This window comes from Aeromonas sp. OTU364 (genome assembly GCF_038440395.1).
In the GTDB taxonomy this organism is placed as follows: Bacteria; Pseudomonadota; Gammaproteobacteria; order Enterobacterales; family Aeromonadaceae; genus Aeromonas.
Window position 1 is genome coordinate 378,998 of the sequence record NZ_JASATR010000001.1, and the last position, 24,205, is coordinate 403,202.

The 24,205-nt window shown below is 63.6% G+C and carries 19 protein-coding genes; 7 read left to right on the forward strand and 12 right to left on the reverse strand.

Features of this window, described 5'->3' with window-relative positions:
- Positions 1-162: 162 nt before the first annotated feature.
- Together AAHB08_RS01840 and AAHB08_RS01845 are read right to left on the reverse strand one after the other, a co-directional pair.
- The gene (locus AAHB08_RS01840) at positions 163-525 is read right to left on the reverse strand and encodes a VOC family protein (protein WP_265437480.1); all 363 of its coding nucleotides are present in this window, start codon (positions 523-525) and stop codon (positions 163-165) included.
- 26 nt (positions 526-551) lie between these two features.
- Positions 552-938, reverse strand: coding sequence for a DUF6404 family protein (locus AAHB08_RS01845; protein WP_342057928.1), 387 nt, complete (start codon positions 936-938; stop codon positions 552-554).
- Between the two features lie 169 nt (positions 939-1,107).
- On the opposite strand from AAHB08_RS01845, the gene AAHB08_RS01850 reads away from it, so the two are divergent.
- On the forward strand, positions 1,108-2,010 hold the full coding sequence (locus AAHB08_RS01850; protein WP_342057929.1) for a LysR substrate-binding domain-containing protein: 903 nt from the start codon (positions 1,108-1,110) through the stop codon (positions 2,008-2,010).
- Positions 2,011-2,189: 179 nt separating this feature from the next.
- Here AAHB08_RS01850 and glpK read toward each other — a convergent pair whose 3' ends face one another.
- Together glpK and AAHB08_RS01860 are read right to left on the reverse strand one after the other, a co-directional pair.
- A complete protein-coding gene (gene glpK, locus AAHB08_RS01855; protein WP_139435909.1) occupies positions 2,190-3,692 on the reverse strand; it encodes a glycerol kinase GlpK in 1,503 nt (500 codons plus the stop codon).
- Between the two features lie 41 nt (positions 3,693-3,733).
- Positions 3,734-4,582 carry an MIP/aquaporin family protein gene (locus AAHB08_RS01860; RefSeq protein ID WP_005327692.1) on the reverse strand — a complete coding sequence of 283 codons (849 nt, stop codon included), beginning with the start codon at positions 4,580-4,582 and terminating at the stop codon, positions 3,734-3,736.
- Positions 4,583-5,070: 488 nt separating this feature from the next.
- On the opposite strand from AAHB08_RS01860, the gene glpT reads away from it, so the two are divergent.
- The 6 genes from glpT (at position 5,071) to tyrA (ending at position 13,082) form a co-directional block, all read left to right on the forward strand.
- Positions 5,071-6,429: a glycerol-3-phosphate transporter gene (glpT, locus tag AAHB08_RS01865; RefSeq protein WP_139435903.1), complete on the forward strand. Its 1,359-nt coding sequence runs from the start codon at positions 5,071-5,073 to the stop codon at positions 6,427-6,429.
- A 100-nt stretch (positions 6,430-6,529) separates the two neighbouring features.
- Positions 6,530-7,288 carry a DeoR/GlpR family transcriptional regulator gene (locus AAHB08_RS01870; RefSeq protein ID WP_005328190.1) on the forward strand — a complete coding sequence of 253 codons (759 nt, stop codon included), beginning with the start codon at positions 6,530-6,532 and terminating at the stop codon, positions 7,286-7,288.
- Between the two features lie 464 nt (positions 7,289-7,752).
- Positions 7,753-9,240 (forward strand): glycerol-3-phosphate dehydrogenase, encoded by a 1,488-nt coding sequence (gene glpD, locus AAHB08_RS01875; RefSeq protein ID WP_342057930.1) that lies wholly within the window; start codon positions 7,753-7,755, stop codon positions 9,238-9,240.
- Between the two features lie 100 nt (positions 9,241-9,340).
- Positions 9,341-10,420 (forward strand): glycerophosphodiester phosphodiesterase, encoded by a 1,080-nt coding sequence (gene glpQ / locus AAHB08_RS01880; RefSeq protein WP_342057931.1) that lies wholly within the window; start codon positions 9,341-9,343, stop codon positions 10,418-10,420.
- A 330-nt stretch (positions 10,421-10,750) separates the two neighbouring features.
- The gene (locus AAHB08_RS01885) at positions 10,751-11,824 is read left to right on the forward strand and encodes a 3-deoxy-7-phosphoheptulonate synthase (protein ID WP_319912912.1); all 1,074 of its coding nucleotides are present in this window, start codon (positions 10,751-10,753) and stop codon (positions 11,822-11,824) included.
- A gap of 118 nt (positions 11,825-11,942) precedes the next feature.
- Positions 11,943-13,082, forward strand: coding sequence for a bifunctional chorismate mutase/prephenate dehydrogenase (gene tyrA, locus AAHB08_RS01890; protein WP_342057932.1), 1,140 nt, complete (start codon positions 11,943-11,945; stop codon positions 13,080-13,082).
- Between the two features lie 69 nt (positions 13,083-13,151).
- Here the strand turns inward: tyrA and hdfR are convergent, their stop codons facing one another.
- From hdfR to AAHB08_RS01930, 8 genes are all read right to left on the reverse strand, one after another.
- Positions 13,152-14,024 (reverse strand): HTH-type transcriptional regulator HdfR, encoded by an 873-nt coding sequence (gene hdfR, locus AAHB08_RS01895; RefSeq protein WP_342057933.1) that lies wholly within the window; start codon positions 14,022-14,024, stop codon positions 13,152-13,154.
- Entirely contained in the window at positions 14,024-14,383 is a 360-nt protein-coding gene (gene maoP / locus AAHB08_RS01900; protein WP_005328181.1) for a DUF413 domain-containing protein, read from the reverse strand. Before maoP ends, hdfR begins: the two co-directional genes overlap by 1 nt.
- Before the next feature lie 290 nt (positions 14,384-14,673).
- A complete protein-coding gene (gene eco / locus AAHB08_RS01905; protein ID WP_005328180.1) occupies positions 14,674-15,156 on the reverse strand; it encodes a serine protease inhibitor ecotin in 483 nt (160 codons plus the stop codon).
- A 187-nt stretch (positions 15,157-15,343) separates the two neighbouring features.
- Entirely contained in the window at positions 15,344-15,901 is a 558-nt protein-coding gene (locus tag AAHB08_RS01910; RefSeq protein ID WP_342057934.1) for an Lcl C-terminal domain-containing protein, read from the reverse strand.
- A complete protein-coding gene (locus AAHB08_RS01915) occupies positions 15,898-17,262 on the reverse strand; it encodes an Lcl C-terminal domain-containing protein (protein ID WP_342058050.1) in 1,365 nt (454 codons plus the stop codon). The genes AAHB08_RS01910 and AAHB08_RS01915 overlap by 4 nt, the downstream gene beginning before the upstream one ends.
- Positions 17,263-17,324: 62 nt before the next feature.
- Complete coding sequence (locus AAHB08_RS01920) at positions 17,325-19,739, reverse strand: proprotein convertase P-domain-containing protein (protein ID WP_342057935.1); 2,415 nt, start codon at positions 19,737-19,739, stop codon at positions 17,325-17,327.
- 35 nt (positions 19,740-19,774) lie between these two features.
- Positions 19,775-21,829: a prolyl oligopeptidase family serine peptidase gene (locus AAHB08_RS01925; protein ID WP_342057936.1), complete on the reverse strand. Its 2,055-nt coding sequence runs from the start codon at positions 21,827-21,829 to the stop codon at positions 19,775-19,777.
- Positions 21,829-23,979 (reverse strand): TonB-dependent hemoglobin/transferrin/lactoferrin family receptor, encoded by a 2,151-nt coding sequence (locus tag AAHB08_RS01930; protein ID WP_342057937.1) that lies wholly within the window; start codon positions 23,977-23,979, stop codon positions 21,829-21,831. The genes AAHB08_RS01925 and AAHB08_RS01930 overlap by 1 nt, the downstream gene beginning before the upstream one ends.
- Between the last annotated feature and the right edge of the window lie 226 nt (positions 23,980-24,205).

Below are 24,205 nucleotides of genomic sequence, written 5' to 3' on the forward strand. Positions count from 1 at the left end.
CTTGCTAAAACGACGGTCAGTATGCCCCCGGCAGACTGGGGGAAACAGGGCAGCAGTCGCAAAACACTATTGAGATAAGAGCAGCAATAAATGGATTGGGCGAGGCGCCGGCGAGGAGGTCAGGGAGGTAAAGCAACAGGGGGCGCCGGGACGCCCTCGCCATCAGGCCGCCGGCTCGGACCAGACCGCAAACTCGTTGCCGCTGGGTTCGACAAAGTGGAAGCGCCGGCCGCCGGGGAAGTCGAACAGCGGGCGGTTGATGATGCCGCCATGGTGCTGCACCTTGGCCTGGGTTGCCGCAATGTCGGCGCTGTAGAACACCAGCAGGGCGCCCCCCTGATGGCTGTGACTGCACATATCTGCGCGGTAGAAGCCGCCATCCAGCCCTTCCCCTTCGAAGGCGCAATAATCGGGGCCGTAGTCGGCAAATTGCCAGCCGAAAGCGGCCTGAAAGAAGGCCTTGGTCGCGGCGAGATCCCTTGCCGCAAACTCCACATAGTTCAGTTTCTCATGGGCCTTGGTCATAAGGGTCTCCTTGTCCATGTCGGTGGTTATTTTGGTTGCCAGCGCTGTTGCGTGCGGATAGTGGAGTGGGGCAAGGCGTCCCAGGGGGTCAGCTTGAGCTGCTTGCGGCGCACCCAAACGATGATTCCCATCAGCAGGCCGAACCCTATGCCGAACAGGGCGCTCTGGCGCAGGGCGAAGGCCGGGCTCACCTCATCCTGCCAGCCGAAGCACCACATCAACACCCCCCAGATAGCGCCGGTGGGGATCCCCATCGCGAGCACGTTGACCAGAAAGCGTTCGTAATGGGGCGGCCTGATGGTGAATCCCGCCTTTCGCAGCAGCCAGATGATCGGCGGGTTGTAGTTGAGTTCCTGCACGCCCTTGTCGGCCAGCTCCCGATGGGCGGCGGCCAGCCTGTTGTCGAATGTCATAAGATCGTCCCTGTCATTATGTGGCGCCATACGGTGCCATCTGGCGGCATTGTACTGGCAAGGGCGAAGATAAAACAGGCGGTGCGTCACGATACGAAGCGACGCCTGCCTTGCCAACCTCCGGCCATTGCGCCTATAAAGCCCCATGACTCTTGCCAGGATGACAACAATGAAGACCCATTCCGATGAACTGACCCTGTTTGTGGCCGTGGTGGAGGCGGGCAGCTTTCGCCAGGCGGCGGAGAACCTCGGCATGGACAACTCTGTGGTGAGCCGCGGCATCAAGCGCCTCGAAGAGAAACTCGCCACCGTGCTGCTCAACCGCACCACGAGGCGGGTCAGCCTGACCGAGGAGGGGAGCTGGTTCTATCAGCGGGCGGTGAAGGTGCTGACCGAGATGAGCGAGGCCGAGAGCCATCTGCTGATGCGCCGGGAACAACCCGAAGGGGTACTGAGGGTCGATGCCGCCACCCCCTTCATCCTGCACCGGCTGGTGCCCATCATCGGCGAGTTTCGCCGCCGCTACCCCGGCATAGAGCTGCAACTGCACAGCTCAGAGGGCTTCATCAATCTGATGGAGCGGCGGGTGGACATGGCCATTCGCATTGGCGAGCTGACGGACTCCTCCCTGCGGGCCCTGCCGCTCGGGCGATCCAAGCTGCGGCTGCTCGCCTCCCCGGACTATCTTGCGGAGCGCGGCACCCCGCGCCAGCCGGCGGATCTGCTGAGCGGCCACGAGCTGCTCGGCTTTTTGCACCCCGATCACCTCAACCACTGGCCACTGCTGAGCGCAGAGCAGGGGGACAGGTTCGCCATCACCCCGACACTGCGGGCCAGCAGCGGCGAGACCCTGCGCCAGCTGGCGCTGTGTGGGCAGGGGATCGTCTGCCTGTCGGACTTCATGACGGGGGAGGACAGGGCGAGCGGCGCCCTGGTGGAGGTGCTGGCCCGAAGTAACAGCGGCGCCTCGCGCCCCATCAACGGGGTCTTCTACTCCGATGCCCAGCGGGACATCCGGCTGCGGGTCTGGCTCGACTTCCTCAAAGAGCAGCTCGGCGCCGAGGCGTTGTAGAGGGCATGCCGACAGTGCCAAACCCCCTCCCGGCCTCCCCCTCCACGAGGGGGAGGGGTCATGTTCTCCCATCTCTCAAGGGGAGGGGGCCGAGGGGGTTTGCAGTGCCAATAAAAAGAGGCCGACATCGCTGTCGGCCTCTTTGCTTTTTTCATCTCAAGGAGGTGTCGGTTACCCGATCACTCCTCTTCGGCCCAGCGGCGTGAGCGTTCGACCGCCTTCTGCCAGCCGCTGTAACGCTTGGCGCGATCGGCCTTGTCCATCTGCGGGATGAACTCGCGATCGACGCTGAACTTGTCTTCCAGCTCGTCGGAGCTCTTCCAGAAGCCGACGGCCAGACCTGCCAGGAAGGCGGCGCCCATGGCGGTGGTCTCGATGCGGGTCGGACGCACCACAGGGGTGTGCATCATGTCGGCCTGGAACTGCATCAGGAAGTCGTTGGCCACGGCGCCGCCATCTACCTTCAGGGCCGCCAGCTTGATGCCGGAGTCCTGTTGCATGGCATCCAGTACGTCGCGGCTCTGGTAGGCGATGGATTCCAGGGCGGCACGGATGATGTGGTTGCGGTTCGCGCCACGGGTCAGGCCGACCATGGTGCCGCGAGCGTACGGATCCCAGTAGGGGGCGCCCAGACCCACGAAGGCCGGCACCAGATAGACGCCGTTGGTGTCACCCACCTTGCTCGCGAAGTAGTCGGTGTCGCGGGCATCGTGGATGATCTTCAGCTCGTCACGCAGCCACTGGATGGTGGCGCCGCCCATGAACACCGCACCCTCGAGGGCGTAGTTCACTTCCCCTTTCGGGCCGATGGCGACCGTGGTCAGCAGGCCGTTGCTGGAGCGAACCGGCTCGGTGCCTGTGTTCATCAGCAGGAAGCAGCCGGTGCCATAGGTGTTCTTGGCCATGCCTTTCTCGAAGCAGAGCTGGCCGAACAGGGCAGACTGCTGGTCACCGGCGATACCGGCGATGGGGATGCGGGAGCCGCCGCCACGGGTGGTGTAGCCATAGACCTCGGAGGAGGGCTTGACCTCGGGCAGCATGGAGGCGGGGATGCCCAGCTCGTCCAGCATCCGCTCGTCCCACTTCAGATCGCGGATGTTGTAGAGCATGGTGCGCGATGCGTTGGTCGGATCGGTGACGTGCACCTCGCCGTTGGTCATCTTCCACACCAGCCAGGTGTCTATGGTGCCGAACAGCAGCTCGCCGTTCATCGCCTTCTCGCGGGCCCCTTCCACGTTGTCCAGGATCCACTTCACCTTGGTGCCGGAGAAGTAGGCGTCCAGCACCAGGCCGGTGTTTTCCCGCACGTACTCTTCCAGGCCGCGCGCTTTCAGCTCTTCACAGATGGCCGCGGTGCGGCGGCACTGCCAGACGATGGCGTTGTAGACGGGCTTGCCGGTGGCTTTCTCCCACACCACTGTGGTTTCACGCTGGTTGGTGATGCCGATGGCGGCGATCTGCTCGCTGTGCAGGCCGCTCTTGGCCAGCACCTCGGTGAAGACGGAGGACTGGGTCGCCCAGATCTCCATGGGGTCGTGCTCGACCCAGCCCGCTTTCGGGTAGTGCTGGGTGAATTCGCGCTGGGAGGTCGCGACTATGTTGGCGTCCTGATCGAACACGATGGCACGGGAGGAGGTGGTACCTTGATCCAGCGCGACGACAAATTTCTTTTCAGCAGACATGATGTTCTCCACGTTCTTATTTTCCACGTAAGGGACCGCTCTTAGGCGGCGGCCTCTTCTTTATTGGACAGCTTGGCGGCTTCTTCGGTCACGACACGGTTGCCCGGGACGCAGGGAGCCAGCACTTTCACATACAGGGCGGTACCCAGCTGGGCGCCGACGATGGGGCCGAGGATGGGGACCCAGAAGTAGGGGTTGTCGCGACCGCCGGTCAGGGCCACATCGCCCCAGCCTGCAAAGAAGGCGAACAGTTTGGGACCAAAGTCACGGGCCGGGTTCATGGCAAAGCCGGTCAGGGGGCCGAGGGAGGCGCCGATCACCGCGATCAGTATGCCGATCAGCAGGGCGGCGGCGAAGCCTTTGGGGGCGCCGTTGTTGTTGTCACCCAGCGCCATGATGCCCAGCATCAGGACGGCGGTGATCACCAGCTCGACCGCGAATGCCTGCATGTTGGAGAGCAGGGCATTGGGGTAGGTGGAGAAGATGCCGGCGGTGCCGAGGCTCTCTACGCTGCCACGCACCACGTTGTGGGTCAGTTCCCACTGGGTGAAGAGGTTGCCATAGAGGAAGTAGACCAGGGCGGCGGAGGCGAAGGCACCCGCTATCTGGGCGATGATGAAGGGCACCACCTTGCGCTTGTCGAAGCCGCAGAAGGTCATCAGCGCCAGGGTCACCGCCGGGTTCAGGTGGGCGCCAGAGATGCCGCCGGTCACATAGATGGCGATGGCGACCCCCAGGCCCCAGGTAATGGAGATTTCCCATTGTCCGAAGTTGGCGCCAGCCAGCACCAGGGCAGCCACACAGCCGACGCCGAAGAAGATCAGCAGGCCGGTGCCGATAAACTCGGCGAGGCACTCGCCGAGCAGGGTATTGGGTCTTTGTATGCTCATAGTTGTTATTCCTTATATCCACCCAGAGTAGGTTTGATGTTCCGTTTCGTTATCTTGCATTCCCATTTTTTGCGTCCGAAAACGTTTCTTCTTGTTATTTGAGCTGACGCAAACGTTATGCTCGTTTGCGCTCGTTCTTGGACGAGAGAGAAAATAAACCTTCTGTGCCAATTCACCAGACCCCCGCCACCGGAAATGTGGACAAGATCCCATTCATTGCTAAGAAAATGTGACGAAAAGCAACTGTTAGCGGTGTTGATACTCCTTAGTGGGTAGCTAGATTCCTTGCCCTGTAAGGGCTGGCGGCCGATGAGCGATCACTCATCAGGTGACATTTTTTGTAATAAAACTGCAATAATTTAGCCTTCATCACAGATTGAATGTTCACAAATGAGCACAATAGGCTCGCTTGCGAATAAGGACTCATCTGGTCGCAGGCATGATCGGGGCACCCTCAACCGCCCATAACAACAATAAGGAAGCAGAACATGCTTAGTCTCTTCAGGCCTGCACCCCACATAGAGCGGCTACCGGCCGACAAGGTGGATCCCTTCTACAAACGCATGCGCTGGCAGGTGTTTTTCGGGATCTTCTTCGGTTATGCCGGCTACTACCTGGTGCGCAAGAACTTCAGTCTGGCGATGCCCTACCTCATCGAGCAGGGCTTCTCCCGCGGTGATCTGGGCCTGGCCCTGTCCGGCGTCTCCATTGCCTACGGTCTCTCCAAATTCCTGATGGGGAACGTGTCGGATCGCTCCAATGCGCGTTACTTCCTCTCCGCCGGCCTGCTGCTCTCGGCCGGTATCATGTTCATGATGGGGACTGTGCACTGGGCTACCTCCAGCATCGCCATCATGTTCGTGCTGCTGTTCCTCAACGGCTGGGTGCAGGGCATGGGCTGGCCCCCCTGCGGTCGCACCATGGTGCACTGGTGGTCACAGAAGGAGCGGGGCGAAGTGGTCGCGGTCTGGAACGTGGCCCACAACGTGGGGGGCGGCATGATAGGTCCGCTGTTCATCCTGGGGATGGGCTGGTTCAATGACTGGCGCAGTGCCTTCTATGTGCCGGCTGCTGCTGCCGCCGCCATTGCGGTGATCGCCTTCTTCGTGATGCGTGATACCCCGCAATCCGTTGGTCTGCCCCCCATCGAGGAGTACAAGGACGACTATCCGAAGGATTACAACGAGAGTCACGAGCAGGAGTTTTCCGCCAAGGAGATTTTCGTCAAGTACGTGCTGCACAACAAGCTCTTGTGGTACATCGCCATTGCCAACGCCTTCGTTTATCTCATTCGTTACGGTGTGCTGGACTGGGCTCCGACCTACCTGAAAGAAGCCAAAGACTTCAGCGTGGATCACTCCTCCTGGGCCTACTTCCTCTATGAGTGGGCGGGCATCCCGGGCACCCTGCTGTGCGGCTGGATCTCGGACAAGCTGTTCCAGGGCCGCCGCGCCCCGGCCGGTATCCTGTTCATGGTGCTGGTGACCCTGGCGGTGCTGGTCTACTGGCTCAACCCGGCGGGCAACCCCACCGTCGACATGCTGGCACTGGTCGCCATCGGCTTCCTGATCTATGGCCCCGTCATGCTGATAGGTCTCTATGCGCTGGAGCTGGCGCCGAAGAAGGCGGCCGGTACAGCGGCGGGCTTCACCGGTCTGTTCGGTTATCTGGGTGGCGCCGTGGCGGCCAACGCCATGCTGGGCTACACCGTTGACCACTTCGGCTGGGACGGCGGTTTCATGGTGCTGACCGCATCTTGCGTGCTCTCCATCGTGCTGCTGGCAATGACCCTCAAGCACGAGAACATCGCCGTCGCTGCCAAGAAGGCCGCTGCCGACAAGGCATAAAACGTGATCCTGCCCTTATCAGTCCGAAAAGGGATAGGGTACACTGCCAAAGGCCCCGCAATGCCGGGGCCTTTTTTCGTCTCTCAAGCGGAGTGCAAGCGTGAAGCAAACCCAACGACATCTGGAGATCCTGGACGTCCTGACGAGGCAGGGCTTTGTCTCGACCGACGATCTGGTGACCCATTTTGACGTCAGCCCCCAGACCATTCGCCGGGATCTCAACGATCTCGCCGAGCAGAACAAGATCAGGCGCCATCACGGCGGGGCCTCATTGCATTCGAGTACCGTCAATACCGCCTACAGCGCCCGCAAGGTGATGCAGCTCAAGGAGAAGGAGCGCATCGCCCGCGAGGTGGCCGCCAACATTCCGGACGGCTCATCCCTCTTCATCGACATCGGCACCACCACGGAAGCCATCGCCCGCGCCCTGCTGGATCACCGGGAGCTGCGCGTGGTCACCAACAACCTCAACGTCGCCAGCATCCTCACCGCCAAGGATGACTTCACCGTCATCATCGCCGGTGGCGAGATCCGCAACCGGGACGGGGGCATCGTCGGGGAGGCGACCCGTGACTTCATCGGCCAGTTCCGCATGGACTATGGCGTCATCGGCATCTCCGGCATCGACAATGACGGCTCCTTGCTCGATTTCGACTACCACGAGGTGAAGATAGCCCAGGCCATCATCGCCCACTCCCGCCAGGTGTTCCTGGCCGCCGACCACACCAAGTTCGGGCGCAATGCCATGGTCAACCTCGGCAACCTCAACCAGATCCACGCCCTGTTCACGGATCAGGAGCCGCCGGAGAAGCTGATGCGACTGATGTCCCAGCATCAGATCGCCTGCCACATCTGCTGAGTCTCCCCACGCAGCATTAGCATCAGGCCGCCGTCAGGCGGCCGCTTTCTTGCTGCTCTCTAACGTGGTCTTCCCCATGCGGGGCGCCTTGCCCCTGCAGCCTCTCTCCTTCTGTCCCTGTGGCGCCGTCTCGGCTGGCCGCTGCCTGCTTGAGCTAAAAACAACGGCTCTCCTCTCGTCCCAGGTGGTTTGCCTCTGGGCAATCTCGGCTTCAGGGCCGGGCTCCTTCGGCCTCGGGCAGTCGCGCGCGCATCCGTTGCGGCAGCTTGGTCCCGGGCAGTAGGGGCTATGGCGAGGGCTTGGGGTGGCACTTTGTCACCGACCGGCAGCATTTTTAGCATTGTCAGAACAATCGCGATCACATTTCTCTCACGAAATGTTCGTTTATTGGTTTTTCATGTTCTAATATGAGCGAAATCAAACATTGCCGGCATGGCGAACACAAAATAAGAAAGTAGGTGAACATGAGCGAACATTATGATCTGGTCGTCGTCGGCGGCGGCATCAACGGGGTCGGCATTGCGGCGGATGCGGCGGGGCGGGGGCTGAAGGTGGCGCTGTTCGAGGCGCAGGATCTCGCCTCGGCCACCTCGTCCAACTCCAGCAAGCTGATCCACGGCGGCTTGCGCTATCTCGAACATTACGAATTCAGGCTGGTGAAAGAGGCGCTGGCGGAGCGGGAGGTGCTGCTCGGCATGGCGCCGCACATCGCCCGTCCCATGCGCTTCCGGCTGCCGCACCGCCCGCACCTGCGCCCGGCCTGGATGATCCGTGCCGGCCTCTTCCTCTACGACAACCTGGCCAAGCGCGACAAGCTCAAGGGGAGCTGCGGCCTGCGCTTCCTGCCGCAAGATGGCCTCAAGAGCGGCATCAACAAGGGGTTCGAGTACTCGGACGCCTGGGTCGACGACGCCCGCCTGGTGGTGCTCAACGCCATGATGGCCCGGGACAAGGGCGCCGATGTGCAGACCCGCACCCGCTGCGTCAAGGCGGTGCGCGGATCCAAGCACTGGACCCTGACCCTGGAGCGGGAAGGGGGCGAGCAGTTCAACGTCACCTGCCGTGGCCTGGTCAATGCGGCCGGTCCCTGGGTCAAGACCTTCTATGACGAGAGCCTGCACGAGAAATCCCCTCGCGGCATTCGCCTCATCAAGGGCAGCCACATCATAGTGCCGCGCATCCATGAGCGCGAAGAGGCCTACATCCTGCAAAACGAGGACAACCGCATCGTCTTCGTCATTCCCTACCAGCAGGACTACTCCCTCATCGGCACCACGGACGTGGAGCACCATGGCAGCCCGCGGGAGGCGAAGATCAGCGAGGCCGAAATCAGCTACCTGTGCAAGGTGGTCAACGCCCACTTCACCCGCCAGATTGCCCCCTCCGAGGTCATCTGGACCTATGCCGGGGTGCGGCCCCTGTGCGATGACGAGTCCGACTCTCCCCAGGCGGTGACCCGCGACTACACCCTTGAGCTCTCCGGCGAATCCGACGGGGCGCCGCTCTTGTCGGTGTTTGGCGGCAAGCTCACCACCTATCGCAAGCTGGCCCAGGCCGCCTGCAACAAGCTCAAACCCTGGTTCAGCCAGATGGGTGAGGACTGGACAGCCACCAGCCGTCTGCCCGGCGGCGAGTTCGACTGCTCCACCACAGAGCTGGCCCGCGCCTACCTGCTCGAATTCGACTGGCTGGACGAGCGCAGCGCCCGCCGCATCGCCGAGGCCTATGGCAGTCATGCCCGTCTCTGGTTGCACGAGGAGCGCGGCCAGCACTTTGGATCCGGACTGTATGAATCCGAAGTGCGCTATCTGATCAGCCGCGAGTGGGCCCATTCGATGGAAGATATACTGTGGCGCCGCAGTAAGCTGGGGCTGCGCCTCTGTGATGCCGAGCAGCAGCAACTGCACGCCTGGCTGGAGCAACACCATCACGCCCTGCCCAAGGCAAGCTGATGAAGAAGCGGGCGGCCCTTGCCGCCCGCCGTTAAACTGCAATAAACCTCTGCTATAACAACTACCTACATCCAATAAACAATAACAAAGAGCCGTTCTTATGAAACAACCTCACCTCTCCCTGGTGGCCCTTGGCCTCGGGGTTGCCCTCGCATTGCCCGCCCTGGCCGCAGATGACGGCAAGATAGTGATCGCCCACCGCGGCGCCTCCGGCTACCTGCCCGAGCACACCCTGGCCTCCAAGGCGCTGGCCTATGGCATGGGGGCCGACTATCTGGAGCAGGATCTGGTGATGACCAGGGATGACCAGCTGGTGGTGATGCATGATCACTTCCTCGACGGTATCACGGACGTGGCGACGCGCTTCCCCGGCCGTGCCCGCCCGGACGGCCGCTACTATGTGGTGGATTTCACCCTGGCCGAGGTGCGTTCCCTGCGCATGACGGAGCCGTTCCAGCTGGTGGAGGGCAAGCAGGTGCCCGTCTATCCGGCCCGCTTCCCGCTGTGGAAGTCCGACTTCAAGATCCACACCTTCCAGGAAGAGATAGAGATGATCCAGGGGCTCAACAAGAGCACCGGCAAAGAGATCGGCATCTACCCGGAGATCAAGGCCCCCTGGCTGTTCCGCCACGAGGGCAAGGACATCTCCAAGGCGGTGCTGACCGTGCTCAAGGAGTACGGCTACACCGGCAAGAGCGACAAGGTCTATCTGCAGAGCTTCGACGTGGATGAGCTCAAACGCATCGACACCGAGCTGATGCCGGCCCTCGGCATGGACTTGAAGCTGGTGCAGCTGATGGCCGAGACCGACTGGAACGAGACCATGGTCTACGACGCCAAGGGCAAGGCGACCCCCTACGACTATGGCTGGATGTTCAAGCCGGGTGCCATGAAGACCATAGCCGGCTACGCCGACGGCATAGGCCCCTGGAAGCCGATGATAGTCACCGAGCCGGGCACCCCGGGCAAGCCGGTGTTCACCACCATGGTGAAGGAGGCCCACGCCGCCGGTCTCAAGGTACATCCCTATACCTTCCGCCAGGATGAGGGGCAGATCCCGGCCTATGCGAAAGACTTCACCGACTTGCTCAACATCTTCCTCTATCAGGCGGATGTGGACGGGGTGTTCAGCGACTTCCCCGACAAGGCGGTGGCGGTCATCAAGGCCCACGGCAAATAATAAAAGAAGAGCAACACGGGAACGCAAGCGGGGCCAGGTGCCCCGTTTTTTTATGGCGGCAGGTTGGCCAGGGCGTGATGAAGGTTGGGGTGTAATTATTTGTTTACGATTTTCGTGGTGCAGGGGGCCTCTCACACGCTACTTTCTGGCTGTTTTGGTCACGAGAGTGGTCATTAATCCATCTATTGATGCACTGAGCCGCTAGTTTCACTTGATTGTTTGTTTTTCCTTGGTAAGGTGAGGGCGGTTGCGTAACAAAGCGCTGACTTGTGTAAATAAATAAATACACTTTGGCGCAATTGGCTTAAATACAGTAGAGAGAATGAGAAAATGCAAAGAGACCCCCTGAACAACATCCATATCCAGTCCGAACAAGTGATGATCACGCCTGCCCAGCTCAAGGAGAAGCTACCCATCTCCGACAAGGCGCTGGCATTCGTGCAAGGGGCCCGCAATACCATAGCCGACATCATCCACCGTCGGGATCACCGCCTGCTGGTGATCTGTGGACCCTGCTCCATCCACGACATGGACGCCGCCAAAGAGTACGCAACCAGACTCAAAGCGCTGCATGATGCCTACCAGGACTCTCTCTACATTGTCATGCGGGTCTACTTTGAGAAGCCACGCACCACGGTCGGCTGGAAGGGCTTTATCAACGATCCGAACCTCGACGGCACCTTCGACGTGGAGCTGGGGCTGCACCGCGCCCGGGAGCTGCTCTGCTGGCTGGCGGAGCTGGAGTTGCCGCTGGCGACCGAGGCGCTGGACCCCATCAGCCCCCAATACCTGGCGGAGCTCTTCTCCTGGTCGGCCATTGGCGCCCGTACCACCGAATCCCAGACCCACAGGGAGATGGCGTCCGGCCTCTCCATGCCGGTCGGCTTCAAGAACGGCACCGACGGCAACCTGGGTACCGCCATCAACGCGCTGCAGGCGGCCTCCAGCCCCCACGCCTTCATGGGGATCAACCAGCAGGGCCAGGTCGCCTTGTTGCAGACCCAGGGCAACCCGGATGGCCACGTGATCCTGCGCGGCGGCAAGCACCCGAACTACGACTCCGTCAATGTGTCGCTGGCGGAAGAGGCGCTGGAAAAGGCGGGCCTGCTGCCCGGCCTGGTGGTGGATTGCAGCCACGGCAACTCCAGCAAGGATCACCGGCTGCAGCCCAAGGTGGCGGACAACGTCATCCACCAGATCCAGGAGGGCAACCGCTCCATCATAGGGGTGATGCTCGAATCCAACCTGTTCGAGGGCAACCAGTCCAGCGAGCAGCCCAAGTGCGAGATGCGCTACGGCGTCTCCATCACAGATGCCTGCATCGACTGGGAGACCACGGATGCGCTGCTGGCCCGATGCCACAGCCAGCTGGCGGCGCCGCTCAAGGGCAGAACCGCGCCGTAAGTCGTGGTATCTTGTCGTAACTGATTGAACCATAGAGGTATCACTGCCTACGCAGTGATACCTTGTTGCCTCTTGAATCACAGGGCGCCGCCGCCTGCGGCGCCGGCAGGGACTGGATATGGCTGAAGAGTTGAATGCCCTCAGGGACAAGATAGATGCGGTGGACAGGCAGCTAATTGATCTGCTGGCCGCCCGTCTGGCCCTGGTGGGGGAAGTGGGTGAAGTGAAGAGCCGCCACGGCCTGCCCATCTATGCACCGGACAGGGAGGCGAGCATGCTGGCCCGCCGCCGGGCCGAGGCCGAACTGCTGGGGGTGCCCGGGGATCTCATCGAGGATGTGCTGCGCCGGGTGATGCGCGAATCCTACATTCTGGAATCCGCCAGCGAAAAGGAGAACCACTTCAAGTGCATGAAGCCGGATCTTGGCAAGGTGGTCATCATAGGCGGCCAGGGCCAGCTTGGCCGCCTGTTCGGCCAGATGTTCGGCCTCTCCGGCTACAGGGTCGAGACCCTGGAGCAGGGGGACTGGCCGCGCGCCGACGAGATCCTCGCCGATGCGGGGCTGGTGATGGTGGCGGTGCCCATCGACATCACCTGCCAGATCATCGACCGGCTCGGCAAGCTGCCTGCGGATTGCCTGCTGGTGGATGTGACCAGCGTGAAGGCGGCGCCGCTCGAGCACATGCTGGCGGTGCACCCGGGACCTGTGCTGGGGCTGCACCCCATGTTCGGGCCGGATGTGGCGAGTCTCGCCAAGCAGGTGATCGTCTGCTGCCAGGGCCGCGACCCCGCCGCCAGCCAGTGGCTGCTGGATCAGATGACCATCTGGGGCGCACGGCTGCAGCAGGTGGAGGCCAAGGCTCACGACGAGGCCATGACCCTCATTCAGGCGCTGCGCCACTTCGCCACCTTCGCCTACGGCTGGCACCTCTCCCGGGAGCAGGCCAACATCGACCGCCTGCTTGCCTTGAGCTCCCCCATCTACCGGCTGGAGCTCGCCATGGTGGGGCGGCTGTTTGCCCAGGATCCCCACCTCTATGCCGACATCATCCTCTCGTCGCCGCAGAACCTCGCGATGATCCGCCGCTACTACCAGAACTTCGGCGAGGCGCTGGGGCTGCTGGAGCGGGGGGACAGGGACGGCTTCATCGAGGCCTTCTCGCAAGTTTCCAGCTTCTTCGGCGAACATGCCGACGAGTTCCTGCGCGAGAGTCGCACCCTGCTGGCCCAGGCCAACGACCGTCGTCACCATGGCTGACGGCACGCATCCATAACAAAGGGGCCGCTTGGCCCCTTTTTTCATGCTGACCAGGCTGAGGCCCGGCTACTAGGCCGATGGCAGCCGCAGATCGGCGCCATCCCACCCCAGCGGCAGGGTGAGCAGCTGATCGATGAGCTCCCGGCGATCGGATTTCTCCAGATAGGCGAGGTAGAGCGGGCGGCTTAGCGCCTGTCCCCCTTCCACCAGGTGCAGTTGTCCCTGCTCCAGGAAGGGGCTCACCATACGCCGCGGCAGATAGGCGGCGCCCCCATTGGCCAGCACGAACTGCAGCGCCATGCTGGCAGAGCTCGAGTGCAGCACCGGGGTCTTCTGCAGGCTCTGCAACCGGCTCGAGGGCGGCTCGAAACTGGTGCCCCAGTCGAGGTGAATATGGGGCATCTGCATCAGGCTGTCCGCATTGGCGGCCGGCTCACGGCTCACCAGCTCGAACACCAGCTCGCCTATGGGGTGCAGGGCTATCTCGTCTATCTTGGTCGGCTCGGAGAGCAGGGCGAGATCGAGGGAGCGCTCCAGCAACTGGCGGCACAGGTGCTCGCGAGACGCCGTCTCGAGGCGCACCGCGAGACCGGGGGCCAGGGCATAGACGTGGTTGAGCCAGTCATTGAAGTCGAGTTCCCAGAACACCGCGGGTGCACCTATGGCGAGCTGCTGACTGAAACCGGGGGAGAGGGCCACGTCCTGCTTGGCGCGGCCCAGGGTATGCAAGATGGCGTCTGCATAAGGCAGCAGACGCTCACCGGAGGCGGTCAGACGGATGTTGTTGCGATGGCGGGCAAACAGGCTGACCCCGAGTTGTTGCTCGAGCTGGCGGATCCGAAAGCTGACCGCCGACTGGGTCAGGTAGAGATTCTCGGCAGCCCGGCCAAAATGCCGGGTCTTGCTGACCTCGATGAAGGTCCGAAGCAGCTCGGTATCCATTAATCGAGGGACTCGTCGCTGCCACCGCCGCCACCGCCCTCAAAGCTGCCGCCCGCATCCTCATTGGCGCCACCCGCGACTGTGCACAGACGGTGCACCCGCTTGGGACCAATCACCTTCAGGTACTTGAACCATACCTTGGCGTGGGGGTTGCTGCCGGCTGCGCCAGACTTGACCTGTTCGATGAAGGCGCTTTCTACGTCATCGCGGGGGGCCAGGTTGCCCTGATAGAGCGCCAGCATCACTGTGCCGTACTTTTCCAGACTGTCCGCTTCGGCCACGGTGAATTCGCCACTGCGACGCAGGCCACGGGGAAAATGTTTGAAGTCGTTGAAACGCTTGTCTGATTCGAAGCTCATAGTGCTCTTGTTCTGGTTAGTTTGACCTTTGCGGGCAAGTATCATCAGGCCGTCGCAGAGTGCAAAATCAATTTTCTTACTATGTTAATAAATATCTTTTATCGAACGACCTTTGTCTCATCCCGAGGGAGAATTTTGCGGTCCACAGCACAAAAAGCCTGAAAAATAGTGGAGTTATGTCAGGTTTTGTACAGCTGGACCCGGTCTCTGCAGGGTGAAAACAATAAAATAAAGGCGCCATACGGCGCCTTTATTTGTTCATGGATTGGCTGAACCTGAGCGTCGGGCACTCATTCAATCATGGCTGGCTGCGCCAGGTTGTCGGCACGCCACAGACGGTAGCGCACTTCATACTCCTGCGGCACATAGATGACGAACGGCAGCTTGGAGTTGTAGTTCACGAAGAAGCCCTGACCATAGATCTGGACGAAGCTCTCTTTCTTCTGGCCATCCGGGCAGGCCATCAGGGTGCTGACAGGACCCGAGACCTGGCCCAGGGTCAGGTAGTTGTAGCCCCAGCCCTTGACGCTGTGCTGTTCCAGGTTGCCGGCGAAGCGGGGCAGGTTGCAGTCCACCAGCATCTTCTTGCCCACTTGCAGCTCGACCATCATGTCGGCTTCGTTTTCGACTTCCGGCAGGCGGATCACGACACGTTCCTGGTTCACTTCGGCGGCAGGGAACATGCTGATATCAAATTTTTTCGGTTCGGCGGCGAAGGCATGGCCGCCCAGTAACAAGGCGCCCAGCAGGCTAAAACGCAATACGGTTTTCATCTGTACCTCATGGGATTGGTTCAACGCCGCTAGACTAACCGCTCTGCCCGTTTCACGCCAGCGCTCCGGCGCGCAAAACCAGCCTGAACCGGCACAGGGTGACGTAATTTGATGCTTTTTTGACGCCTTCCACCCCAAAGGGGCCATTCGAGGGAAAACCGGGCAGGGGAGTCCCCGCCCGGACTGCTCACCTTACCAGCAGCACCTGCTTTGCCCAGGAGCCGGGGGCCCGCATGCCGACGGCGCCACTGGTGATGTCCAGATAGGCGACGCCCTTGCTGGCGGGCACCGGGGTGGAGGACCAGAGGTAGACATAGCCCTCGTTCACCTCCTTGCCGTCCCCGGCCATGGCGCGGGGGAAGAGGGTCTCGTTCAATGCCGGCTTGTAGCAGGCGGACTCCAGTATGCTGATGAGCTCCTTGATGGTGGGCAGGCGCCAATCGGTGTGGCCGCCGAAACCGTGGAGGGCATGGCTCGGCTCGGTGCGGATCCGCTCTGCGGTCAGCAGGGCCTGCTGCCAGTAGAGCCGGGTCGGCTCGCCGCTGCAGCTTCCATTCTGCCAGCTTTGGCCGAGCTGGCAGCGCATCCAGGTGAGGCCGGAAGCCCGGTCGGTGACGGTGCCGTTGCCGCGATCCAGGAAGCGGGAGCTTGGGCTGGTGCGCGGCAGGCTGTCGTCGCAGATGGCGATGGCCAGTGCCAGGGGGCTGCACAGGGTGAGCAGCAGGGTCAGAAGATACTTGTTCATCGGGTTACCTCGGCCACAAGGCGCAGTTGTATGGCATTGATTTCATTTTCGTTCTGGACGCCATAGGGGTAATCGGTGCCCGCATCCTCCCCCAGGAACAGAGGGCTGATGACGGCGATGGGGACGCTCTCGAGGCGCCGGGATGGGGTCAGGGTCTGGGTCCAGTAGCTGCCATCGAAGTCGCCGCTCGAGGGACCGACGTCGGGGAAGTAGCGCACATCCAGGCTGACCCGCTGGCCATCCTGGCGGGCGAGGGAGCCGTAGTGTTGCAGGCTGCCTAGCTCCTGGGCCGTGGGCAGGCGCCAGTGCCCTATGCCGCAGAGTCGTTGTCCATTGAGCCATTGGCGATACTGCTCGGTGGAGCAGATAGCTTCCCCCTCGGGGCAGGCATAATCCAGCTCCGCCTGACTGGGGTGATAGTTGCCAAACTCCCAGGCGAAGACTTTGTGCAGATCCCGCGGACTGTCCGGATCATCGAGCTTCTTCTCCCAGATGAGGCCGGTGTTGAGATCCTCCACGCACTCCCACTCGTCGGCATTGTCCGCCAGGGGCTGCCCCTTGCCGTCCAGCTTGCGATAGCGCAGGGGCGCCTGGCCCAGGCTCGCCTCCTGGCCCGGGTGATCCGCAGGCTCCTGGGTCAGCAGGTAATCCACCCCGTCCGTGTAGGTGGTGACGCCGCTGGCGGTCACCAACGCCCGGGGTTGCTGCTGCATCAGCACGGCGGCGAGTCTGGCCTGCTGGCTCAGGAGCTCGGGGCTTGCGGCAAAGTGCCGGGCGAGCTCGGGCAGCAGGGTGACCAGCCCCTGCCAGATCTGGCGTTGGCGCTCGCCGGTGGCGAGACCGGGCAGGCTGGCGGCGTCATCCCGTGTCGCCAGGGCGAGCGCCTCCAGAGCCCTGTTGAACTCCTCCAGCTGCACCAGGGCCGCGAGTCCCTGATCCGGTTGCAGGGGCGCAAGGGCGAGCAGCAGCTCGGCCAGGGCCTGGGCAGGCGGTATCCCGTCCGCGACCCGGGTCTGCAGCAGCGTGCTCAAGGGGGTGGGGGTGAGGTGCTGATCGTCCAGGCGCGCCGCCGGGTGGGTCAGGGTCAGGGTCAGGGCGTCCGGATCCCGGGGGAGGAACAGCAAGGGGCTGGTGAGCAGGCCGGGGGCGCTGGCGCTCAACTGGCGCGCGCCAGCCTCGCCACTGACCACGGGCTCGCCTGGCTCGCAGTTGTCGTTCTGGTTCAGGTTGACGCACAGGGTGCCCGCTGCGGGCAGGTTGACCGTCAGACGGTAGTCCGGCGCGGTCAGGGGCGCCTCGTCGGATCCGCCACCACCACAGGCGCTGAGCAGGGGGGCCAGCAGACAGGCCAGCGGGGTCATTCTCATCTTCATTTCTTGTCCTTGGAGGGGCCTTGGCCCCTCTTTGCTTTTATGGGGATGGATCAGCCGCGACGGCAGAGGCGGCGCCAGAGGGTGAGCGGCAGCAGCCAGAGCAGGTTGACAGTGCCGCCCCCGCTGCTGTCCGCGGTGTCGAAGTGGATGATGCCGTCATCCGGCGGGGCGACGGGCTCACCACACTGGGCGCCGGTGCGCTGGCTGATGCTCCAGCCGTTGATGCGCCCCTGATGGCCCGGCTTGCTGTCCACCACCTCCAGGGTCCAGCGACCGGCCAGCGGCTCTCCCACCAGGGGGGTGAAGGGCTGCAGGGGCAGCAGCTCGGTGGGGAAGACCCCCTTGAGCCGTGGCAACGGGCTGTATCCCTTGTCCCAGATCTGGATGCGGGTGCCGGAGGGGGAGTTGAGCCAGATCTCCAGCTCATCCAGGGCCTGGTGTTGCAAGTCCAGGTTCAGCTGCAGGCGATCGCTCACCCGGGCGTCGCTCTTCTCCAGCACCAGGCTGGTTTCGCTGATGCCGCGCACCTCCTCGCTCTGGGCATCCTTGAGGGTCAGCGGCTTGCCGTTGGCCCGGCTGATGACGGGGGTGCCTATGGGCAGGGTGAGGGACTGCTGCCACTGACGCTCGGTCGGGCTGGTGCCGCTCATGACGAGGCTCACCGGCAGGCTCACCTCGTCGCCACAGGCCAGCGGGCTGGCGGCCAGCAGTCGCACTGTGGTGGTGAGGCTGGCGCCGGCCGCCAGGGTGGTCGCTGACCAGGCCAGGGGATCGGCCTGCAGGCCGGCGGGCAGGGACAGGGTCAGGTTCTTGAGGGTCACCGGGGTGCTGCCAGCGTTGCTGAGGTCCAGCTGCACCGACTGACGCTGCCCCAGCGCAAGGGCGCTGCCCTCGGCCAGGGCGACGTTGACGGGTGCCTGCAGCAGGCCGTGCTGGCGAAACGCCTGCTCCAGATGGCGGGCATAGGATCGCGCCGGATAGAGGCGCGCCGCCGTGTCCACGGTAATGCGGGCCAGCTGCGGCATGCGGATGGCGGGCCCCAGGCCGAAGTGAGACTCGATGACGAGACGATCGAACTCGTCCCGCGCCCCTTCCCCGTGCTCGGCCACGGACGCCAGCAGGGCCTGGAACAGCGGGGTGCCCCACAGCTGATCCCCGTTGCTGCCGTTGATGGTGCGGTGGGCCGGGTAGTTGTAGTCCGGGTGGTAGCGGGCCCGAGCATCGTCCAGCTGGCGCGGGGTGCGGTCGGTGAAGCGGGCATCCCAGTTGAACACCATGGCGGGCTCGAACTGGCGACCCGCCTCGCTGCGCTGGCGATGGCTGGCGGCCAGGAAGTCGCCGAAGCCCTCGCCGATGGCGCCCCAGTCCCCCTCTTCCCCGAGATCCGGCACTATGTGGTGCTGCACCCCGTGGCCGAACTCGTGCCAAATCACCATGGGATCCTCGGCATCGGGGACGCCGCTGCGGCCCAGCTCCAGCCTGCGCTCGAACGGATCGTAGAGGGAGTTGTCCTGATAGCCTGCGTCCGTATCGACGTCGAGGGCGCCGGGGATGAGGTCGGTGAAGCCGAGCGCCTTGAGGTGGCGCTGGGCGAGATCCAGGTGGTAATAGGCGTTGATGTCGGCAAAGCCCGGGTCGTCCCGGGTCAGGCGAAAGGCCTGCTGGCTGTCTGTCCCGTAGGGGGCGGTGGTGGGCTCGATGGCATCCACCACCCTGGCATGGGGGCCGCTCAGCACATAGTCCGAGCCCTGCAGGCTGACCGGCAGGGAGACCTTGTCCTGATAGGCGGCATCCGCCAGCACCAGGGCCTCGTGCCAGACCAGGCTGGCGTCTTGCAGCTGGGTGCGGGGATCGGGATCGAACACTCGCGCCAGGACGCGCTGATCTCCCGCATCCGGGGTACGCTGCGCCTGGGTGCTCGCCTGATCGCCCCAGCGGCCGAGCTCGCGATCCCCTTCGCAACTGACAAACAGCTGGATCCGGGTGGCCTTGGCATTGCCCTCCTTGTGCTCGCTCACCCGCTGGCGCAGGGCCGGCACCAGGGTGTCGCCGTCGCGCCAGTACCAGGCTTCGACCGGCCCCAGCGGGTCTATCCGGCTGCCGTCGGCGCGCAGCTGGTCCAGCAGGGGATCCAGGCTGGTGCTGGCATCGCAGCCGGGTGCGGCGCTCTGCAAGGGGCGCAGATTGTGATAGAGGCGCCAGGGTCTGCCGGCGCCGTCTATGCTGACGGCGGCCTGGGTGGTGGCCACCGGCAGGCCGTTGACCAGCATGCGGAAGCTATGGTGATGGCCGAGCAGGCTGGCCCTGTCGTAGTCGGGGGCGAGCGTCACGCCGAGGCGCTGCTCCAGCCAGGCCTGGGGCGTGGTGGTCAGGGGGGGCTCATCGACAAACAGCAGCTCGGCCGCCAGCAGGGGCTGGGGGAGCAGGGCTGCTGCCAGCCAGAGGGCCAGGGAGGAGGGTTTCATGGGTGACTCCAAAACAGAAAAGGTGAATGCGGACATCAGTGACGGACCCCAGCCAGGGAGAGCAGGAAGGCATATTCACGGGCAGCCTTCTGCTGCGCGGTGCCCGCACTGGCGAGATGGCCGCCGTCGAGTTCGGTGTGCAGCAGATAGGGACCTGCCCCTGTGCTGTGGGCCCGCAGGCGGGCCAGCCACTTGAGCGGCTCCCAGTAGGGCACCTGACTGTCGTGCAGCCCGGCCGTCACATAGAGGGGCGGGTAGGGGGCCGCGTGCAGGTTGTCGTAAGGGCTCAGGCGGCGCATGGCCGCATAGTCGGCCGGGATGGCCGGATTGCCCCACTCCCCGTACTCCTGGCGGGTGAGGGGCAGCTCGGGATCCTGCATGGTGCCGAGCAGGTCGACGAAGGGGACCTGCAACACGGCCCCGGCGAAGCGGGTCGGTGCCTGATTGAGGGCCGCCGCCACCAGCAGGCCGCCGGCGCTGCCCCCCATGGCGAACAGCCGGTCCGGATCGATGGCGGGATCCCGGGCCAGGCTGTCTGCCACCGCCAGAAAATCGTCCACGCTGTGTTGCTTCTGCTGGCCGCGACCCTCCTTGTACCACGCCTCCCCCAGCAGGCCCCCGCCGCGCACATGGGCGATGGCGTAGACGAAGCCGCGATCCAGCAGGCTCAGCACCTGGGGCTGATAGTAGGGACGCATGGGGGTACCGTAGGCGCCATAGCCGTAGAGCAGCAGCGCCTTGGGCGCCTGGATGTCCTTGCGCCACACCAGGGATACCGGCACCTTAACGCCGTCACGGCCGACGACCCAGCGCCGTTCGCTCTGATAGAGGGGGCTCGCGACCGGTTTGTCAGCGGCTTGCCATTGACCGGAGGCGAGATCCAGCCAGCGCTGGTGCGGCGCCTCGGCCATGCCCTGGCGGCGGATCAGGATCTGCTGGCTGGCGGGATCATGGGCCCCCTGGATCCAGGCCGTGCCCGCCCCTTCGGTGAGCGCCAGGCTGTGGGTCAGCTTGCCGTCTGCGTCCAGCACATCGAGCCAGTCATCCCCTGCCTTGCGGTATTGCAGCACTGTGTGGCGGGCAAACAGGCGCCACTTCTCGAGCTCCCTGCCCTCGCCGGACCAGAGGGGCTGCCAGGGATCAGCCGCCAGGCTCGTCAGGCTGGGCGCCTGATAAAGCCCCATGGCCCCGTCCCGGTTGCTCTTGACAAGCACCCTCTCCCCCTGGGTATCCAGGTAGTATTCGAGCCCATGTTCACGGGCCCTGAGCAGGGTCGGGCCGCCCTCATCCAGCAGGTATTGCTCCGAGCTGTTGTGGTTGTTGCTCTGCAGCACCAGGTGGCGGTTGTCCGTGGTGCGATAGAGGCTGAGCAGCCAGGCGGGATCGGCCTCCTGGTGCACCAGCGCCTCCTTGCCGGCCTGCCAGGCCCACAGCTGCCAGGGGCGCAGGGTGCGGGGTTCGTTGGCAATGGTGTAGAGGGTCTTGCCATCCAGGCTCCAGAGCAGATCGCTGGCCCGGTGCGCCAGGGTGGTGAGCGTCTCGCCGCTCGCCAGATCCAGCACTGTGATGCGGTAGTCCCTGTCCCCACGGCTGTCTTCGGCCAGGGCAAGCAGGCGGCCATCCGGGTGCAGGGCCCAGGCGGCGATCTCGTAGTAACCCTGATCGGGCTGACGGGGGGCCAGCCGCTGGCGGGGGGCGTCGCGGGCGTCGCTGCGCTGCCACAGGCTGCCGTCCGCCTCCATGCGCCATTGGCTGCCCGCCTGAGTCAGCCACTCTTTTGGCAGGGGCTCGCCCCGTTCCCTGGCCTGCCACTCGCCTTGCAGCGTTGTTTCGAGGGGCTTTTGGGCGGCGAGTTGCTCGTCGGTCCAGCGATTCTGCTCGCGCAGCAGCGCCAGCAGCTCGGGGGCGCGGCGACTGTCGTCACGCCAGCCGCCATAGGGATCGAGGCGGGCTATCACCCCTTTCATCAGTTGTGGACGCTCGGGGATGAGGGGCGCTGCCTCCTGGGTTGCCTCAGGAAGCGGGGCGGCAGGGGCCGGGGTGGCCAGCAGGCTGGCCAGCAGGCTGGCCAGTACAAGCAGGCTGTGCATCAGATCCCCACGAAGGTGTAGCGCAGGCTGGCACTCAAGGTGCGGCCGCTCTGGGTGAAGAGGGAGGCGTCGGTACCGGCTTCCAGCCCGGCCACGTCCTGATAGCGGGTGTAGCGGGTGTCGAACAGGTTATCGAGCTTGAGGTTGACCTTGAGGGCATCGGTGATCAGCCAGTCCGCCGTCATGGCGAGACTGAACCAGCCCGCGCTCGTGAGGCAGGCATCCTGGCTCTTGGTCAGGCTGTTGCCGCAGCTGGGCACCCGGCTCATGGCAGCGGCGTAGTCCGCCTGCACCCCCAGGCTCCAGTCATGGGTCTGGTAGCTGAGGCGAGTGTTGCCCTCCAGCGGGGTCAGGGTGCGCAGAGCCTCGCCCTGGCTGTCTTCCCCGTCGACCCAGCCGAGCTTGGTGGCCAGCTCCCACTCCTGGGTCAGCCAGTAGCTGGCGGCGATTTCCGCGCCCCAGGTCTCGGCCTTGGCCACGTTGCGGTACTGGCGCAGGATGACGCCGTCACTCAGGCGCAGCCCCACCTCGCGCCAGTCGATGAAGTTGTAGTAGCGGTTGTAGAAGAGGGCCGGCTTGATGTTCCAGTTCTCCCCCTCGCCGCTGAGCCCCCACTCAAGGCTGTGGCTGGTCTCCTCCTTCAGATCCGTGTTGGCGATGATCTGGAATGGCGGCAGGGCGAAGTAGTGGGGAATGTTGCCGTACACCTTGTCGTAGGAGGGGGCCCGAAAGCCGTTGGCATAGCTGAGCCAGCTGCGCCACTGCTCGTTGACGCGGTAGCTGGTGGCCAGGCTCGGGGAGAGATGCCAGCTGTGGTTCTCGCCCTGATTGCCATCTTGCGGGCGCAGCCACTGGTGATCCATGCGCAGGGTGGGGGTGAACTGCCACCGGCCCAGGGTTGCCACGTCGCCGAGCCAGACGCCGGCCCGGTCGGTGCGGGCACTGCTGAAGGGCTCGGACTGGCTGGGCTGGGGCACCCCCGCCTCCAGACTCAGCTTCTCCACCGGTCGCTCGTGGCGGGTACGCTCCAGCTCGACGCCGTAGCTCAGCTTGTGGGCGATGGCGCCGGTGACGAGATCCCGGCGCACGTCCAGCTCGCTGCCGACCCTCTCTTCGGTGAAGGTGGAGAGCTCCCGCTCGCTGCGGTAGCGGGGATAGCCGCTCAGCAGGTCGTTTTGCAGCAGGCTGCGCTTGTTGGCGCTGTTCTTGGAGTGGTTGCCATAGAGGCTCCAGGTGAACTGATCCGCCAGCAGACTGCCGAGATCGCTCGCCTCCCAGCCAAGCTTGCCCCCCTGGGTGCGCTGGCTGCCCTGCTCGTGGTATTGGCGCACCTGCCACTTGCCGTCGGGCTGGGGCACTTCGCGCGGCCCCTGATCCCGCTCTGCATTGTCCTCGAAGTAGTCGAGCTCCAGGCGCAGCAGGTGGTGATCGCTTAACGGGAAGCGGGAGCTGGTGGAGGCGCTGAGGCCGTCCAGATCCGCCGGGATGCGGCTCTCGTCATAGTTGGCGGTCTCGTGCCCCTGCCAGCCGGAGACCCGCAGCAGGTGCTCGCTATCCAGTATCCGGGCGGCGCCGGTGGCGCTCAGCTTCTGCTTGTCGCTGCTGCCGTCCTGCAGCACCTTGCTGCCGAGATAGGCATCCTGCCCCTGCAGGTAGTCCTCCGGCTGCTTGGTGGAGATGACTATGGTGCCGCCGATGGCGTCGGAGCCATGCAGGGAGGAGCCGGCCCCCTTGGCGACCTCTATCTGCTTGACGTCATCGAGATCAAAGCTGAAACGGCCCACCTTGTCGTTGAGGTCGTCGGCGCCGAAGCCGTCGCTGACTCGCACCCCATCCTTGATGATGAGCACCCGGTTGCCGCCCATGCCGCGGATGATGATGTTCTGCGGCCGACCGGCGGAGCCGGTCACCGAGACCCCGGGTTCGTTCTTGAACACGTCGGTGAGCTCGGTGGCGACCTGGCGATCCAGATCTTCCTCCGTGATGACGGTGATGGAGCCAGAGACATCGGACAGCTTCTGCTCGATGCGCTGCCCCTTGACCACTATGGTCTCGTGGGCCCTGGGTTCGGGATCTGTCCCGGCGGGATCGCTGGCGGCCAGGGCTGTACCGGACAGCAGCATGGGCCAGTAGTGAAGCAGTGTTTTCATTGTTGATAATGATTTTTATTTAAACCTGAGTGGCGCGGATTATTGCAGATGAATCCCTTTGCTTCAATGATTGATAATCATTATCATTTTGGTTTTATGATCTTGATCGGACTGAGTTTTTTGAGAAATGAATCAGTAGTTGCAGGGCATACGTTTGCGAAGGACGCTGGCCGGGGGAGGGGAAAGAAGCGTTCCGCCTGGATCTTGAGGCAATAAAAAGCCCGCC